Origin of the sequence: Nitrosospira sp. Is2 (assembly GCF_033095785.1) — a bacterium.
Lineage (GTDB): Bacteria > Pseudomonadota > Gammaproteobacteria > Burkholderiales > Nitrosomonadaceae > Nitrosospira.
This window is the reverse complement of sequence record NZ_CP137134.1, coordinates 1,350,660-1,366,420: the sequence shown is the minus strand read 5'-3', so window position 1 is coordinate 1,366,420 and position 15,761 is coordinate 1,350,660. Positions and strand designations below refer to the sequence as shown.

General features: G+C 55.1%; 14 protein-coding genes and 1 riboswitch. Of the genes, 3 read left to right on the top strand and 11 right to left on the bottom strand.

The window, feature by feature from the left end:
- Positions 1–22: 22 nt before the first annotated feature.
- The 5 genes from hslU to dapF all read right to left on the bottom strand — a co-directional run bounded on the left by hslU (position 23) and on the right by dapF (position 4,721).
- Positions 23–1,354, bottom strand: coding sequence for an ATP-dependent protease ATPase subunit HslU (hslU, locus tag R5L00_RS06000; protein ID WP_317653752.1), 1,332 nt, complete (start codon positions 1,352–1,354; stop codon positions 23–25).
- Positions 1,355–1,494: 140 nt separating this feature from the next.
- Positions 1,495–2,016, bottom strand: a complete 522-nt coding sequence (gene hslV / locus R5L00_RS05995) for an ATP-dependent protease subunit HslV (RefSeq protein ID WP_107693607.1) — start codon at positions 2,014–2,016, stop codon at positions 1,495–1,497.
- A gap of 122 nt (positions 2,017–2,138) precedes the next feature.
- Positions 2,139–3,044: a tyrosine recombinase XerC gene (xerC, locus tag R5L00_RS05990; RefSeq protein ID WP_317653751.1), complete on the bottom strand. Its 906-nt coding sequence runs from the start codon at positions 3,042–3,044 to the stop codon at positions 2,139–2,141.
- Positions 3,041–3,724: a DUF484 family protein gene (locus tag R5L00_RS05985; RefSeq protein WP_317653750.1), complete on the bottom strand. Its 684-nt coding sequence runs from the start codon at positions 3,722–3,724 to the stop codon at positions 3,041–3,043. Before R5L00_RS05985 ends, xerC begins: the two co-directional genes overlap by 4 nt.
- Before the next feature lie 169 nt (positions 3,725–3,893).
- Complete coding sequence (dapF, locus tag R5L00_RS05980) at positions 3,894–4,721, bottom strand: diaminopimelate epimerase (protein WP_107693609.1); 828 nt, start codon at positions 4,719–4,721, stop codon at positions 3,894–3,896.
- Between the two features lie 189 nt (positions 4,722–4,910).
- Between dapF and metK the strand changes: the two genes are divergently transcribed.
- The 3 genes from metK (at position 4,911) to metF (ending at position 8,603) form a co-directional block, all read left to right on the top strand.
- Positions 4,911–6,119, top strand: a complete 1,209-nt coding sequence (metK, locus tag R5L00_RS05975) for a methionine adenosyltransferase (RefSeq protein ID WP_107693610.1) — start codon at positions 4,911–4,913, stop codon at positions 6,117–6,119.
- A 25-nt stretch (positions 6,120–6,144) separates the two neighbouring features.
- Positions 6,145–6,222, top strand: a riboswitch (S-adenosyl-L-homocysteine riboswitch).
- Between the two features lie 16 nt (positions 6,223–6,238).
- Entirely contained in the window at positions 6,239–7,687 is a 1,449-nt protein-coding gene (gene ahcY / locus R5L00_RS05970; protein ID WP_317653749.1) for an adenosylhomocysteinase, read from the top strand.
- A 70-nt stretch (positions 7,688–7,757) separates the two neighbouring features.
- Positions 7,758–8,603 (top strand): methylenetetrahydrofolate reductase [NAD(P)H], encoded by an 846-nt coding sequence (gene metF, locus R5L00_RS05965; RefSeq protein WP_107693612.1) that lies wholly within the window; start codon positions 7,758–7,760, stop codon positions 8,601–8,603.
- Between the two features lie 210 nt (positions 8,604–8,813).
- Here metF and R5L00_RS05960 read toward each other — a convergent pair whose 3' ends face one another.
- From R5L00_RS05960 to mreC, 6 genes are all read right to left on the bottom strand, one after another.
- Entirely contained in the window at positions 8,814–10,055 is a 1,242-nt protein-coding gene (locus R5L00_RS05960) for an alanine--glyoxylate aminotransferase family protein (protein ID WP_317653748.1), read from the bottom strand.
- A gap of 158 nt (positions 10,056–10,213) precedes the next feature.
- Entirely contained in the window at positions 10,214–11,221 is a 1,008-nt protein-coding gene (locus tag R5L00_RS05955) for a septal ring lytic transglycosylase RlpA family protein (protein WP_411555608.1), read from the bottom strand.
- A gap of 104 nt (positions 11,222–11,325) precedes the next feature.
- Positions 11,326–12,426 (bottom strand): rod shape-determining protein RodA, encoded by a 1,101-nt coding sequence (gene rodA / locus R5L00_RS05950; RefSeq protein WP_107693614.1) that lies wholly within the window; start codon positions 12,424–12,426, stop codon positions 11,326–11,328.
- The gene (gene mrdA / locus R5L00_RS05945) at positions 12,419–14,329 is read right to left on the bottom strand and encodes a penicillin-binding protein 2 (protein WP_107693615.1); all 1,911 of its coding nucleotides are present in this window, start codon (positions 14,327–14,329) and stop codon (positions 12,419–12,421) included. Before mrdA ends, rodA begins: the two co-directional genes overlap by 8 nt.
- The gene (gene mreD, locus R5L00_RS05940; protein WP_317653746.1) at positions 14,326–14,847 is read right to left on the bottom strand and encodes a rod shape-determining protein MreD; all 522 of its coding nucleotides are present in this window, start codon (positions 14,845–14,847) and stop codon (positions 14,326–14,328) included. Before mreD ends, mrdA begins: the two co-directional genes overlap by 4 nt.
- A complete protein-coding gene (gene mreC / locus R5L00_RS05935) occupies positions 14,834–15,736 on the bottom strand; it encodes a rod shape-determining protein MreC (protein ID WP_317654125.1) in 903 nt (300 codons plus the stop codon). Before mreC ends, mreD begins: the two co-directional genes overlap by 14 nt.
- Positions 15,737–15,761 lie beyond the last annotated feature (25 nt).

Below are 15,761 nucleotides of genomic sequence, written 5' to 3'. Positions count from 1 at the left end.
AGAACAACAAAATATTGTTCCGTTACAGCACATAGCGAGCCAGATCCTCGCTTTGAGATAAGCTGTCGAGGCGAGTATTTACATATTCAGCGTCGATAACCACCGTAGTACCGGTATGTTTTTCGGCATCAAAAGAAACTTCTTCCAAAAGCTTCTCCATCGCCGTGTACAAACGCCTCGCGCCAATATTCTCAGTTTTTTCGTTGACCGCAAAGGCGATCTCCGCTAAACGTCGTACCGCTCCAGGTGTAAATTCCAGCTTGGTTCCTTCCGTTTCCAGGAGTGCCTCATATTGGCGTGTGAGGCAAGCGTCCGTATTGGTCAGGATTTGGACAAAATCGTCTGCGCTGAGGCTCGTGAGTTCGACACGAATGGGAAACCGACCCTGCAATTCGGGAATCAAATCGGAAGGCTTGGCGAGATGAAATGCTCCGCTGGCGATAAACAGGATGTGATCGGTCTTAATCATCCCATATTTGGTTGAAACTGTGGTGCCTTCCACGAGCGGAAGCAAGTCCCGCTGCACCCCTTGGCGCGAAACATCCGCTCCGGAAGTTTCCGAGCGGCTGGTTATTTTGTCGATCTCATCAAGAAATACAATCCCATTCTGCTCAACATTTTGCACAGCGAGAAGCTTCAATTCTTCATCATTAACGAGTTTGGACGCTTCTTCATCGGTGATGAGTTTCATCGCCTCACGAATCCTGAGTTTCCGTGTTTTTTTTCTCTCCCCCCCCAGATTTTGGAACATGCCCTGGATTTGCGTGGTTAATTCTTCCATGCCGGGAGGAGCAAAAATTTCCATGTGAGTATGTGGTGAAGCCACCTCGATTTCTATTTCCTTATCGTTCAGCTCACCCTCACGTAATTTCTTACGGAACTTCTGCCGGGTAGTGCTCTCCCCATCACTGACTTCGAGCGGGGCGCCCATCTCTCTCGCTGGCGGCAGTAGCACATCGAGAATCCGCTCTTCAGCGTGGTCTTCAGCACGAGCACGCAATTTTTGCGTTTCCCGCTCGCGCGATTGCTTTATTGCCGATTCGACGAGATCCCGTATGATAGAGTCCACATCCCGTCCGACGTATCCCACTTCGGTAAATTTGGTTGCTTCGACCTTGATGAAGGGCGCATCGGCGAGCTTGGCCAGACGCCGCGCGATTTCCGTCTTGCCGACCCCGGTAGGTCCGATCATTAAAATATTCTTGGGAGTAATTTCCTGCCTTAGCGGGTCCATAACCTGCTGTCTGCGCCAGCGATTCCGGAGCGCGATGGCTACGGAGCGCTTGGCTGCTTCTTGTCCAATGATATGCTTATCCAACTCGTGGACTATTTCCCGTGGGGTCAACTGAGACATGGCATTAAGGTCTTGTTAAATGGGAGCTGCTAAAAAACTGCAAGCGCGACGGCAGTAAGGACTGTATAACACGCGAGTCCGGCTTGACCACACCGTGCATGAGCGTGTTCTACTTTATTCTGGAGTGAAGCCAGCTGGAATCACTCCAGAACCTCGATAACGAGGTTCTGATTGGTGTAGATGCACAAGTCGCCTGCGATCATCAGCGACTTCTGGACGACATCTAGCGCCGGCAGACTGGTGTTTTCCAGAAGTGCACGCGCTGCCGAATGAGCGTAGGAGCCACCACTGCCGATGGCCGCAAGGCCGAACTCTGGTTCAATCACATCACCCGACCCGGTAATTATCAGCGTAACACCCGGGTCGGCTACTACCAGCATCGCTTCCAGGCGACGCAGAATTCGGTCCGTTCGCCAATCCTTCGCCAGTTCTACCGCCGAGCGCATGAGATGTCCCTGATGTTTTTCGAGTTTGCCTTCAAAACGCTCAAACAAGGTAAAAGCGTCCGCGGTTCCACCAGCGAACCCGGCGAGAATTTTCTCGTGGTACAGCCTGCGTACCTTGCGAGCACTTGCCTTGGCTACCACGGCTCCCAGCGTTACCTGCCCGTCGCCGCCAAGTGCGACTTGACTTCCGCGTCGCACGGAAAGAATGGTTGTCATGATGTTGTGGCGTTGATTTTGCGCGTTACAATCGGAGCGGCGATTATAACGCTGAATTACCTGAAAACCTGCAAATTGTATGATCGGGCGGGCTTCTCTTCAGGCTGAGGCCGGCTCGTCGCTCAACTCTTCTCCTTTTTCCTGGCGCGCGGATGGGCTGCGTCATAGATCCGGGACAAATGCTGGAAATCAAGATGGGTGTAAACTTGAGTGGTACTGATACTGGCATGTCCAAGCATTTCCTGTACTGCCCGCAAATCGCCGCTCGATTGCAACAGGTGCGACGCGAACGAGTGCCGCAAAACATGAGGATGAACGTTAGTATTTATTCCCTGCCGCACAGCCTGATCTTTCAGCCGCTGAGCAATCGAGCGCCGGCTGATGTTTTTTCCGTATCGAGACAGGAACAACGCGGATGCGCCGGCCCTTATCAAGCCTTCGCGCTGCTGTAACCATTCCCGCACAGCCTGGAGAGCCTTGCTGCCGACTGGCACTATCCGGGTCTTTTTGCCTTTTCCGGTGACGCGCGCGGTACCGTCGGCTAAGCTCAAATCCTCGGGTTTCATGCTGGCAAGTTCAGCCAGCCGCAACCCCGAGGAATAGCACAGCTCGAACATTGCTTTGTCCCGCAGCGCCATGGAGTCATCGCCGTTAGAGAACTCGAGGAGTTTCGCGGCCTCGTCGGGCGAAAGGGTATGCGGCAGAGGTTTCGGCGACTTCGGCGCCCGGACGCCGGTGCACGGATTGGACCCAAAGCCGTGGTCGCGCGTCAGATACCTGTAAAAGCCCCGCCATGCCGATAGCATTCTGGCTAGGCTCCTGCCCGAAAACCCGTCCCCATGTAGTTGGGCTGCGAACCGGCGGATATGATGAATTTGGAGCTGATCGAGCGACGTGCTCTGCGAAAGTCTTACCAGCACAGCAATATCCCGTGCATAGCTATTACAGGTCAGCGGGGACAGGCGTCGTTCGGTTACCAGATGGGAGAGATAGGCTGAGGCAAGTTCCCGGCTGTTTTCGAGTGTCATACTGACTGGCTTCGGATTTCGTCGTCGTCGCCCTGGTGTCCTAACGAAGCGCTGACAAGTTCGCTCAGCCGCATTAGATAAACTGTTCCCATTTCAGGATAAAACCGCTGCGGATCTTCGCTTCCCATCACCAGCAGACCAATGGTCTGCTGCGTTCGCAGGGCCACCATGGCAAAAGAGCGCAGACGAGGGCCATCCTCACCAAACCAGGTACGAATCTCGTCCAAGATGTGGGAACCGCAATACGGATGCAGCAGGCTTTCTGCCAGGATATGAATATCGGTACTGGTGGGAGTGAGTTCCTGCAGAACGGGATCGTGGCTGGGCATGTTCCACAATCGCAGCACCGTGTGGGGCACGGCGAAACTCTCGCGCAAATTATAGTTTAAACCATGCAGCAGATCACTCAAGCGGTGGAATTTAAGCAGCGAAACTGCCAACCGGTGCATTTTCTCGGCGATAGCGTCATTCTCTTCGCCGAATCTGATCAATTCCGCCAACTTCTCCTGTAAAACGCCATTTTTTTCCCGAAGTGCGGCAATTTGCCGCTCGCTGATCGGAATGGCCCTGCCGCCGTGAGGATCAGGAAACTGAATCTCTGCCACCATTTCCGCAAAGTCCTCGAAGAACTCGGGATGAGTGCGCAGGTAGTGGGCTACATCTTCCGAACTGAGATTCATAGCATTGATATCAAGTATCCCGACGAAGTCCTGTGGTCTGGTTGCGGTGGAAATCCATGCAGCCACGGTTTTTGGCTTTTAAGACAAATCGGACTTAAGCCGCTAGCGGTAATGGTCTGATTTTACCAGCAACTCAACCTGCGAGGATTTGTTCAAACCGTTCAAGCTTCTATAAATCAATCTCTCCGTCAAATACCGCTACTGCAGGGCCGCTCATCCAGACGGGACGATTTTCGCCTTCCCAGCATATGCCCAAATCGCCACTGCCAAAGCTGACTTTTACCGGTGACTCTAGCATCCCTCGCTGGATACCTGTCACTACTGCGGCACAGGCGCCGGTGCCACAGGAGAGTGTTTCGCCAGTGCCCCGCTCATATACCCGCAAGCGGATATGATGCCTGCCCAGTACCTGAAAATATCCTGCATTCACCCGTTGGGGAAAGCGGACATGACCCTCGATCAGTACGCCTTCGGTCAACACGGGAGCCTGATCGATGTCCGGCACCACCTGTACGGCGTGTGGGTTGCCCATGGATAAAGCGCTGATCTCCACCTGCCTGCCTTCGATATCCAGCGGGTAAGTCAGTGCCCGCTTTTCGGCAATGAACGGAATATCAGATGGTTCGAACTTCGGCGCCCCCATGTTTACCGTCACTTCGCCATTACGCTCCAGTTTGGGAATAATGAGCCCGGCAAGCGTTTCAACGCGGATTTCCCGTTTTGCTGTCATCGCATAATCGTGCACATAACGAACGAAGCAGCGCGCGCCATTTCCGCACTGCTCCACTTCTCCGCCATCCGCATTAAAAATACGATAACGAAAATCTGCGTCGCCCTCCGCGGTCTCTATCAAGAGGATTTGATCACAGCCAATACCAAAATGGCGGTCGGCCAGAAGGCGCAGTTGTTCCCGGCGGAGAGCAACCGCCTGATTCACGGCGTCGATGACAATGAAATCATTGCCCAGGCCATGCATTTTAGTGAACCTTAATTTCATAATGTACCAGCAGCAGGAGCGGCGCACACGGGTGAGGGCAGAACGCCTTGGAACAAGTCCGCAGTTCCCACGCCCCACATAGACGTTCCCCAGCCACCGGAACGGCCTCAATATTGTTATTCGTCTTCTTAATAACCGAGTAATTTGGTATTCTACAGGCCTTTTACGACTATAAGCGGGCTGGGCGACATGAGCGATTATCTTTTTACCTCCGAATCCGTATCCGAAGGTCATCCTGACAAAGTGGCCGATCAGATCTCCGACTCCATTCTGGATGCAATCCTGGCTCAGGATCCCAATGCCCGGGTCGCCTGCGAGACCCTATGCAGCACCGGCTTGATCGTGATGTCCGGGGAAATAACCACTGAGGCAAATGTCGACTATATGCAGGTCGCGCGGGCAGCCGTCAAGCGTATCGGATACGACAGTTCCGACATCGGTTTTGACTACCGAACCTGTGCAGTGCTGACTGCTTTCAATAAACAGTCCCCCGATATCGCCCAGGGAGTCAACCGTACGAAAGAAGAGGAAATGGACCAGGGAGCGGGCGACCAGGGGCTCATGTTCGGCTATGCCTGCGACGAAACCCCGCAATTGATGCCCATGCCAATTTATTATGCCCATCGCCTGATGGAGCGGCAGGCCGAACTGAGAAAGGATGGGCGCCTGCCATGGCTGCGCCCGGACGCGAAGTCGCAAGTATCGGTGCGCTACCGCAACGGCAAGGCTCAACGGATCGAAACCGTCGTGGTGTCGACCCAGCATCATCCGGACATTTCCCACGGTCAGATAAGCGAGGCGGTCATTGAGGAACTTATCAAACCGGTACTTCCAAAAAACTTACTGACCGCCGAAACGCGTTACCTCATCAATCCCACTGGCCGCTTTGTAGTGGGTGGTCCCATGGGCGACTGCGGTCTGACAGGCCGAAAGATCATCGTGGACAGCTATGGTGGTACCGCGCATCATGGCGGCGGCGCTTTTTCAGGCAAAGACCCATCCAAGGTTGATCGTTCTGCCGCTTATGCCGGGCGTTACGTGGCAAAAAATATCGTTGCTGCCGGTATTGCCAGCAAATGCGAAGTTCAGATGGCCTATGCCATTGGTGTTGCGCGTCCGGTTTCGTTGATGGTCGATACGTTTGGAACCGGAAAAATTCCGGACGACAAAATCGTCACGCTGATCGAGCAGCATTTTGATCTGCGTCCGCGCGGTATTATTCACAGCCTTGACTTGCTGCGCCCCATTTATCAAAAAACCGCCGCGTATGGGCATTTTGGCCGGGACGAGCCGGAATTTTCGTGGGAGGCAACGGATAAAGCTGCGCAATTGCGCGCCGATGCCGGAATAGAACCCGCGGAGGAGGCCGCAGACGCAATGACAAGTCTTCATGTATAGTTTTACCTCAGCTTTAATCCCTTCCCGCGCCGAGGAGCGCTGCAACGGGCACCGTCCCGCGAGGCTCGGCGGGGAAGGATCGCAACAACGGCGCTCGTTAATTTTCTGGAGAAAATTTTATGAACGCTGTGCTCAGCCCCTCCGCGTCCACTTCCATCCCCGCGGATAATAAATTTACCGATTATAGAGTCGCCGACATGTCCCTTGCAGAATGGGGACGTAAGGAAATCGCCATTGCCGAAACCGAAATGCCCGGTTTGATGGCATTGAGGGAGGAATACGGCCCCGCCAAGCCCTTGGCCGGCGCGTTAATTGCCGGTTCCCTGCACATGACTATCCAGACCGCAGTGTTGATTGAAACACTGATCAAACTGGGCGCGCAAGTGCGCTGGGCATCATGCAATATCTTCTCCACACAGGACCATGCCGCGGCTGCTATCGCGGCAGCAAACATTCCGGTATTCGCATATAAGGGCGAGTCGCTGGATGATTACTGGGAATTTACCCACCGCATTTTCGAGTGGTCCGATGAAGATAGTGCACCAAACATGATTCTGGATGATGGGGGTGACGCGACGCTGTTGATCATTTTAGGAAGCAGAGCCGAAACAGATCCCTCCGTCATTGCCAACCCCACTAACGAGGAAGAACACGCTCTGTTTGCCGCGATTCGGAAGCGGTTGAGCACCAGTCCCGGCTGGTATTCCAGCAGACGCGCCAATATCCGCGGCGTGACCGAGGAAACAACTACCGGCGTGCATCGCCTGTACGAGATGCAGAAAAAAGGCGAACTGCCGTTTCCCGCGTTCAATGTCAACGATTCGGTGACCAAGTCCAAATTCGACAATCTTTACGGTTGCCGCGAGTCACTGGTTGACGGAATCAAACGCGCAACCGACGTCATGATTGCCGGGAAGATCGCGCTCGTCTGCGGCTATGGAGATGTGGGGAAGGGCTGCGCTCAATCATTGCGGGGTCTGGGCGCGACTGTATGGATTACCGAAATCGACCCTATTTGTGCGCTGCAGGCGGCAATGGAGGGATACCGGGTTGTTACGATGGACGAAGTATGCGATCAGGTGGATATTTTCGTCACCGCCACCGGCAACTTGCGTGTCATTACTCATGATCACATGCTGAGAATGAAGGACCAGGCCATTGTTTGCAACATCGGCCATTTCGATTCCGAAATAGACATCGCTTCGGTGCAGAAATACCAGTGGGAGAATATCAAGCCGCAGGTGGACCACGTCATTTTCCCCACAGGGAGGCGCATTATCGTGCTGGCGAAGGGACGGCTGGTAAATCTGGGCTGCGGCACCGGGCACCCATCATTTGTCATGTCGACTTCGTTCACGAATCAGGTACTGGCACAAATGGAGCTTTGGCAAAATGGCCCAAGCTACCAGAAGAGCGTCTACGTGCTGCCCAAGCACCTGGATGAAAAAGTGGCAAGGCTTCATATCGGGAAGCTGGGCGTTAAACTCACCGGGTTGACCGAGGAGCAGGCGAGTTACCTGAACCTGGATAAGAACGGACCATACAAGCCGGGAATGTACCGGTACTAATTGCATGCGATGGGCGCGCAGCGGACGGCCATATGGCAGTCCGCTGCGCGCCTTTTTGTAATTGGCAGAGATGGAATCACAGAAAAAATTCGCCCCCACTTTCAGTTTCGAATTTTTCCCGCCGCAAACAGCGGAGGGAATCGAAAAGCTGCGCGCGACGCGCAGGCAGTTGGCACAGCTCAACCCTAAATTCTTTTCGGTCACCTTTGGCGCAGGCGGATCGACGCGCGACCGTACCCTCGAGACGGTGCTGGAAATCCAGGCGGAGGGTTATACCGTGGCGCCTCATCTTTCCTGCATCGGCGCAACCAGCGACAATATACGCAGCATGTTGCGACAATATCGGGACCGCGGCGTCCGCCATATCGTGGCCCTGCGAGGCGATTTACCGTCGGGCATGGCCCAAGGCGGAGAATTCCTTTATGCGCGTGAGCTGGTCGACTTTATCCGCGCGGAGTTCGGCGATACGTTTCATATCGAAGTGGCGGCCTATCCGGAATACCATCCACAGGCTGATTCAGCCCAGGAAGACTTACGCCACTTCAAGCAGAAGGTTGAGGCTGGGGCGGATTCCGCTATTACACAATATTTTTATAATGCGGACGCTTACTTCAGCTTCGTTGAGGCATGCGAGGCGATGGGCATCAATATTCCCATCGTGCCCGGCATCATGCCGATCAATAAATTCTCTCAACTGGCCAGGTTTTCCGACGCCTGCGGGGCCGAAATACCGCGATGGATCAGGAAAAGACTGGAAGGCTACGCCGATGATAGCGCATCAATACGCGCATTCGGATTGGATATCGTAACTGACGTCTGCGACCGGCTGCTAAGCGGGGGTGCACCCGGTCTGCATTTTTATACGTTGAACTCAGCAGGCTTGACCAGCACAATCTGGCAACGGCTGGGTCTGTAGTTAGACCCGTAAGAGGACCAGGCTTTCACTTATTGACGTTTTCACCCACGTCCGCCGTCCTACCTCAGCGGCGAGGCTCGTTACTTTGGTTCACCAGGGAAATGGTGGAGCGCAAAATTCGTTGTTCCCCTTTTTCCTCTGGCAGCATTCGCGGAAAGCGTAGAACCAAGGAGCGCGGCGTTGCGCGCTCCTCCCGCCGTCCGGTCGGGATCAGGCTGCTTTGGCCGACGCTTTGCTCTCCACCGGCAACGGATTGGCGGCATAGGTGTGATGCGCCGCTGATTCCGCCGCCCCATGCTCGACCTTCATGCCCATATCGGAGAACACTGTTTCCAGCGCACCCAGGCACAGCATGACATTTTCCATTCTGCTGGAATAACCCATCAGGCCGAAGCGCCAGATCTTGCCTGCCAAGTCGCCCAATCCGGCACCGATTTCGAGGCTATAATCGGCCAGCAGTCTGCGGCGCACCTCTTTCTCGTCAATGCTTTCAGGCACATTGACCGAGTTGAGCTGTGGCAAGCGGGCTTTTTCTTCGACCAGATATTGCATTCCCAGCGTTTCCAACCCTGCCTTCAGCGCGAGGTGGTTGCGTTGATGCCGTGCCCAGGAGTGTTCCAATCCTTCCTCGTACAGCATCACCAGCGCTTCGTGCAATGCGTAGAGCGCGTTTGTAGGCGCGGTATGGTGATACGTGCGTGTTGTGCCCCAATACCCGAGCAGCAGGTTGATGTCCATGAACCAGCTCTGCACTTTTCCCTTGCGATTCTTGACCAGTTCCACCACGCGCTCGGAGAAGCTGATAGGCGACAACCCGGGAGGGCAGGAAAGACATTTCTGGCTACCGGAGTAAATTGCATCGATCTTCCATTCATCAACCTTGAGCGGAGACCCACCCAATGACGTAACGGTATCGACAATGGTGAGGCAGTTGTGGCGATGCGCGATTTCGCAAAGGGTTTTCGCATCGGACAGAGCCCCGGTGGACGTCTCGGCATGTACAAAAGCAACTACCTTCGCGTCAGGGTTCTGCTTCAACGCGTCCTCCACCTTCTGTGGGTCAACTGGCGCTCCCCACTTATCCTCCACCACCACTGCCGTACCCCCGCAACGCTGCACATTCTCGATCATGCGCCCGCCAAATACCCCGTTGCGACACACGATCACCTTGTCACCGGGGCTGACCATGTTGACGAAACACATTTCCATCCCCACCGAGCCGGGGCCCGAGACCGGGAAAGTCAGCAGATTGGACGTTTGAAAGGCGTACCGCAGCAGGCTCTTCAGTTCTTCCATCATATCCGTGAACACCGGGTCGAGATGGCCGAGCGTTGGACGCGCCATGGCGGACAAGACGCGTGGATGCGTGTCCGACGGCCCGGGACCCATCAGAGTACGTTGCGGAGGATAAAATGTGCTGATCTTTTTGGCGGGGCCGAAATGTTGGGTCATGGTTGATCCTGAGTATGATGGGCTGAGTTTTAATCGATGGAAGCGGCGATTTTATCAAGGGTGATGCGATTTGGCTATCAGGGAAGTCGAGCTGATCGTCGTCACTTCGACCTCAAGGGCTAAACCCATGTGTGAAAGTGAATCGCTGCGTCGGGGATTTATCGCGTCAGCAATAACGGTCGGATGGATAAGCTCTGCGCGATTTTATCGGCTGCCTGCCTGGCCATGGTTTGATCCGGATAAGGTCCGGCATGAACCTTGAACAAGCCATCTTTGGCAATGATGCCCAGCGCATTGACCGTGGGGAGCTCGGCGCGCATGCGCGCCAAAAAATTATCGGCATTATCGTAGGCGCTGAATGCGCCCAGTTGCAGGTAAATTCCCCCTGCGTCTGTTGTGGCGGGTCCTTCCCCGGAACCGGAAACGGTCGTGCCGTATTGCGCCGGTGGGTCAGTGATTTCGAACAAGTCAGGTCCGTCCTCTTCCTTCTGTTGCTCGGCGGCCGACGACAAGTTTCCTTTTTCCCCGACCGCCGTGACTGTATGAGAAGGTAAGCGTTCGGCATTTGAGGTGCGCGCGGGCTTCCCGGTGGAACCCGAACCTCGAGCAGAAGCTTGCGCCGCGGCAACCTGCATAGCGGTTGTTGCGCCTGGTAGGATGGTTTCCACTTCCACCCAGGCACTTCCGCCACCCAGTACGTCGAGTTTGTACGCGGCTGTGTACGAGAGGTCAATAAGCCGTTCCGAGAGAAAGGGCCCGCGATCGTTGACGCGCACTACCACCGATCGACCGTTGCGTATATTGGTGACGCGCGCATAGCTGGGTATCGGCAAAGTGGGATGCGCAGCAGTCATCCCATACATGTCGTATAGTTCTCCGGACGCCGTCTTCAGTCCGTGGTAGCGGCGGCCATACCAGGACGCGATTCCTTTCTCCCGGTATGGCTCGAGGATCGTTCTAGGCGTATACCATTTCCCTAAAGCGACATATGGCCTCATGTTAGCAGGGCGCAACGGCTCATCGCGGGGGGTAGCATCCGGGATCGAGGCCAGGTCGGGCGGTGGGTTATGGCCCGGGCCGTCGTCCAGATAATAACCGCCCCGTTTTGCCGCGCTTGAGATGGCGCCGCTGGCGGAAGTGCCTTTCCCCGGCACGTCCCGTTTCAGGACGCTGCCGCAGCCAGCCAAGAAAATAATGAGGGTGCCCGCGATAATCCGCGTGGACGAGGTCACGCTAGCCGACCACAAATTTGATCCCGGATTGATGTCGTTCACGTCTTCACCAGTTTCGGATGCATTTGTATGCTCATCAAAATACCAAATCCCAGCAGCATTGTCACCATCGAGGTGCCGCCGTAGCTGATCAGCGGCAAAGGGACTCCCACCACCGGCAGAATACCGATCACCATACCGATGTTCACGAAAATATAGGTCGCAAACGTGAGCGTGATCGATCCAGCAATCAAACGGGTAAACTGAGTTGAGGCATTGGCCGCAATAACCATGCCGCGGGCAATCACCGCGAGGTACAAGAGCAATAGCAGTGAATTACCGACGAGACCGAATTCCTCGGAAAATACTGCAAAGATGAAATCGGTGCTTTTCTCTGGAAGGAAGTCAAGATGGGTTTGGGTTCCCTGCTGCCAGCCCTTGCCCAGCGCGCCTCCCGAACCGATGGCGATGGTGGATTGAATGCTGTGGTAGCCAGCCCCAAGCGCATCCTGCGTAGGGTCAAGCAGGGTCATGACACGACGGCGTTGATAATCGTGCATCATCGACCACAGCACCGGTAGGCTACCCAGACCCGCAACCGCCAACCCGGCCATGATGCGCCAGGAAAGCCCGGTGAGAAACAAGACAAAAAAACCACTCGAAGCAATCAACAACGCGGTGCCCAAATCGGGCTGACGCAAGATCATTACGACCGGCAGCAACAGGAGCAACGTTGCGACCGCATAGTCTCTCAGTCGCAACGTGGCTTCATGCTTGTCAAAATACCACGCCATCATCAGCGGCACCGCTATTTTCATCAGTTCCGAAGGCTGTATGCGCGTTACGCCAATGTTTAGCCAGCGCCTCGCGCCGTTGTTGATCTCGCCGAACAGCGCAACGCCCAGCAGCAGCAGGAGCCCCGTCATGTAAATGGGCAACGCGATGCGCATGATATGCTGGAGCGGAATGTTTGCCACCAGCCACATAATGCTAAGCGCTACCAGCATATTGACCGCCTGATTGGTGACCCGGTTAAGGTTCGCGTCTGTGGCGCTGTACAAAGTGAAAAGACCGGTCAGCATGAGCAACAGGATACCGCTCAACAGAACCCCGTCAACGTAACGCGTGAGGTAGTGCCAGAGCCGCAGGGGTTTAGTCATGCTCGCCCTCCTCATCAGTCTGGGCGACGGGTTTTGCTGCCTCCGCTTCAGGCAGCTTGCCGAGCAGATAGTAGTCCATTACTACCCTTGCGATCGGCGCAGCGGCGGCGCCGCCATGCCCGCCATTTTCAACGAGCACCGACAGGGCAATTTTTGGATTTTCAGCCGGGGCGTAGGTAATGAACAGCGCGTGGTCGCGATGGCGGTCCTGTACCTTGCTTTCCACATATTTTTCGCCCTGCTTGATGCCCACCACTTGCGAAGTACCGGTTTTTCCGGCAAAAGTATAGCCGGCGCCAGCGCCGGCAAGCGCGGCAGTGCCTCCCGGCCGGGTTACGTCCACGAGCGCGTTTTGCACCGCCTGCAAATTACCGGGACTGAGGTCCAGCGTGTATAGCGGATGTGTGGCGATCTCGCGCAGTACTTCATTGTTGTTGCCCAGGACATTCTTTACCAGATGCGGCCGGAACGCGGTCCCTTTGCCGGCCAGGACCGCGGTCGCGAAAGCCAGTTGCAGGGGCGTAGTCAAATTGTAGCCTTGACCTATGCCCACGGAGATCGTATCGCCCGCGTACCACTTCTGCTTGTACCGCTTCATTTTCCATTCCTGGGACGGTAACAGGCCGCTCACTTCGCCATCGATATCGATTCCGGTTTTCTTTCCCAGCCCGAACTGGCCAATGAAGTTGTAGATATTGTCGATGCCGAGGTCATTGGCAAGCGCGTAGTAATACGTGTCACAGGATACGACCAGAGACTTGTGGAGATCCACGACGCCGTGGCCCCCAGCTTTCCAGTCCCGGAAGCGGTGCGTGCTGCCCGGCAGACTGAAGTAACCGGGATCATCAATGGAATGTTGAGTTGCGCGTTTCTTGAGCTCCAGGCCAGCCAGCGCCATGAACGGCTTGAATGTGGAACCCGGCGGGTACAACCCGCGCAATGCACGGTTATTAAGCGGCCGGTCGATGGAATTGTTCAGCAGATCCCAATTTTCCGAGTCAATGCCATCGACAAAGAGATTGGGGTCGAAACCGGGTTTGCTGACGAAGGCGAGCACGTCGCCAGTTTCGGGCTCAATCGCAACCAGTGCTCCGCGCCGGTCGCCAAATGCCCTTTCCGCCACCTCCTGCAATTTGGAATCGAGTGATAGCGTGAGGTTATTGCCAGAAATCGGAGGTGTGCGGGATATCACCCGGATCACTCTTCCGGCGGCGTCGGTTTCCATTTCCTCGAAGCCGGTGATACCGTGCAGCTCATTTTCATAACTCTGCTCGATACCGATCTTGCCCATGTATTGCGAACCGCGATAATTGGCCAGCCCGTTGTTGGCCTCCAGTTGCTCCAGATCCTTGTCATTGATACGACCAATATACCCTATGACGTGCGACGCCATTTCCCCCTTGGGATATTGACGGAATAAACGTGCCTTGATTTCAACCCCAGGAAAACGATAACGATTCGCGGCAAAGCGCGCAACTTCAACGTCCGTCAGGCGTGTACGGATGGGAAGGCTCTCGAATCTCTTGCTCTCGTCCATCAGTTTCTTGAACCGCTTACGGTCACGCGCGGCGATCTCGACCACGGTGGACAACTCGTTAATGAGATCCTCAAGGTTGGCCACCTTGCTCGGAACAATCTCAAGTGTGTAAGCGGAATAGTTATGCGCAAGCACTTCGCCATTGCGGTCGAATATCAATCCCCGGTTCGGTACGATTGGCGCGATAGAGATACGGTTGGCTTCCGCCAATGTGTGGTAGTGCTCACGTTGAGATACCTGGAGATAGAAGAAGCGCGCGAACAACACGAGGAACAGCAACAGCACGAACCCTGCGCTGACGGCGAGCCGCAACTGAAAACGTTGCAACTCGCGCGGATGATTACGAAGCTCTACCGTGCGGCTCATCGTACATCGTTATCAGACCTGGGCTTCTGCGGCATTCTCAATAACGAGGAGAAGAATGGCCACAACAGCGTTCCGGTAATGCTGGGAAGAAAGAAATCGCGACCTGGAAACTGGGACCCATCCAGAAGTCCGGTTAGAAGCATGATGAATTGACCTGCAAGTAAAATCAATCCTATTTGTGGCGCCTGCTTCCAGACGCCGAAAATGCTGAAACGCCGGTGGAACGCCAACGCGACAAATGCCATTACGCTATATGCGAGGGCGTGCTGGCCAAATGTGCTGGCGTTGCCGATATCCGTTAGAAGACCCATGACGAAGGCCATGCTGATACCGGCACGCTGCGGTTGGTTGATACACCAGTAGAGTATCGCCATGGCTACGAAATCCGGCCATAACGCCATCGCCAGGCCTTTCAGCGGCAGCAGATTCAGCACTAGCGCCAGCGTCAAGCTGACTACAATGACGGAACCTTTTACCGGCAGAAGGATTTCCTGTTTAGGGTGATTAGCGAATGCCAACTTTTTCCCGTTTCTTGTTATTGGGCTTCATTTCGATCGCCTCCGCGGGGATCTCGGGAGCCGGCGGCAGCATGGACAGGATCAGCAGCTGGCGGTTGTTTGCGACGCCGGCAACGGGTATGCAGGTAACCCGGGCAAAGACATAAGTGGGATTCCGCTCTATCTTCGAAACCACCGCAACGGGTAGCCCGGGCGGATAGACCCCGTCTATTCCCGAGGTTATTAGTGAATCGCCCTCCTGAATATCGGTGTTGCCCGCCATATAACGCAGCTCGAGCGTTGCATCCTTTCCGGTCCCTGATACGACTGAGCGCAAGCCATTGCGCACGACCTGGACCGGCACCGAATGGTCCTTATCCGTAATAAGCGTCACTTCGGATACCCACGGATAGTTGCGGGTAACCTGTCCCACTACTCCGGCATCGTCCACCACGACCTGCCCCGGCTGAATTCCGCTTTGGCTGCCCTTGTCAAGCATGACCTTGCGGTTGAAGGGGTCGCGTGGAATGTGCAGGATTTCAGCCATGACTGCCTTGCCGTGGACTCGCTGCGCGGCATCCAGAAGCTTGCGCAAATGCACGTTTTCGGCTTCAAGCGCTTGCAATCGCTGGAGTTGCTCCTGGTCGAAGAGTTTCTGTTGACGGAGTTCCGCATTCTCCCCGGCCAGTTGGTGCCCGACAAAGAATTCGCTTATGTTGTCATAAACCGCGACGGGAATATTAGCGAGCTTCTGAAGGGGATAGATCACCGCAGATAAAACCTGGCGGACTTCGGCTACATACTTAAACCGGGTGTCCACGGCCATCAGGATCAATGACAGCATTACGAAAAAGACCAGACGGGCCAGGAGACTGGGGCCGTGCCGGAAAAACTGCGGGGCCGTTTCCATCACGTTCCAGGTTTCGCGGTTTCCA

What these genes read in the sequence shown, in the direction of transcription:
- hslU (WP_317653752.1), bottom strand. Translation starts at nt 1,354, where the DNA reads ATGTCTCAGTTGACCCCACGGGAAATAGTCCACGAGTTGGATAAGCAT.
- hslV (WP_107693607.1), bottom strand. Translation starts at nt 2,016, where the DNA reads ATGACAACCATTCTTTCCGTGCGACGCGGAAGTCAAGTCGCACTTGGC.
- xerC (WP_317653751.1), bottom strand. Translation starts at nt 3,044, where the DNA reads ATGACACTCGAAAACAGCCGGGAACTTGCCTCAGCCTATCTCTCCCAT.
- R5L00_RS05985 (WP_317653750.1), bottom strand. Translation starts at nt 3,724, where the DNA reads ATGAATCTCAGTTCGGAAGATGTAGCCCACTACCTGCGCACTCATCCC.
- dapF (WP_107693609.1), bottom strand. Translation starts at nt 4,721, where the DNA reads ATGAAATTAAGGTTCACTAAAATGCATGGCCTGGGCAATGATTTCATT.
- metK (WP_107693610.1), top strand. Translation starts at nt 4,911, where the DNA reads ATGAGCGATTATCTTTTTACCTCCGAATCCGTATCCGAAGGTCATCCT.
- ahcY (WP_317653749.1), top strand. Translation starts at nt 6,239, where the DNA reads ATGAACGCTGTGCTCAGCCCCTCCGCGTCCACTTCCATCCCCGCGGAT.
- metF (WP_107693612.1), top strand. Translation starts at nt 7,758, where the DNA reads ATGGAATCACAGAAAAAATTCGCCCCCACTTTCAGTTTCGAATTTTTC.
- R5L00_RS05960 (WP_317653748.1), bottom strand. Translation starts at nt 10,055, where the DNA reads ATGACCCAACATTTCGGCCCCGCCAAAAAGATCAGCACATTTTATCCT.
- rodA (WP_107693614.1), bottom strand. Translation starts at nt 12,426, where the DNA reads ATGACTAAACCCCTGCGGCTCTGGCACTACCTCACGCGTTACGTTGAC.
- mrdA (WP_107693615.1), bottom strand. Translation starts at nt 14,329, where the DNA reads ATGAGCCGCACGGTAGAGCTTCGTAATCATCCGCGCGAGTTGCAACGT.
- mreC (WP_317654125.1), bottom strand. Translation starts at nt 15,736, where the DNA reads ATGGAAACGGCCCCGCAGTTTTTCCGGCACGGCCCCAGTCTCCTGGCC.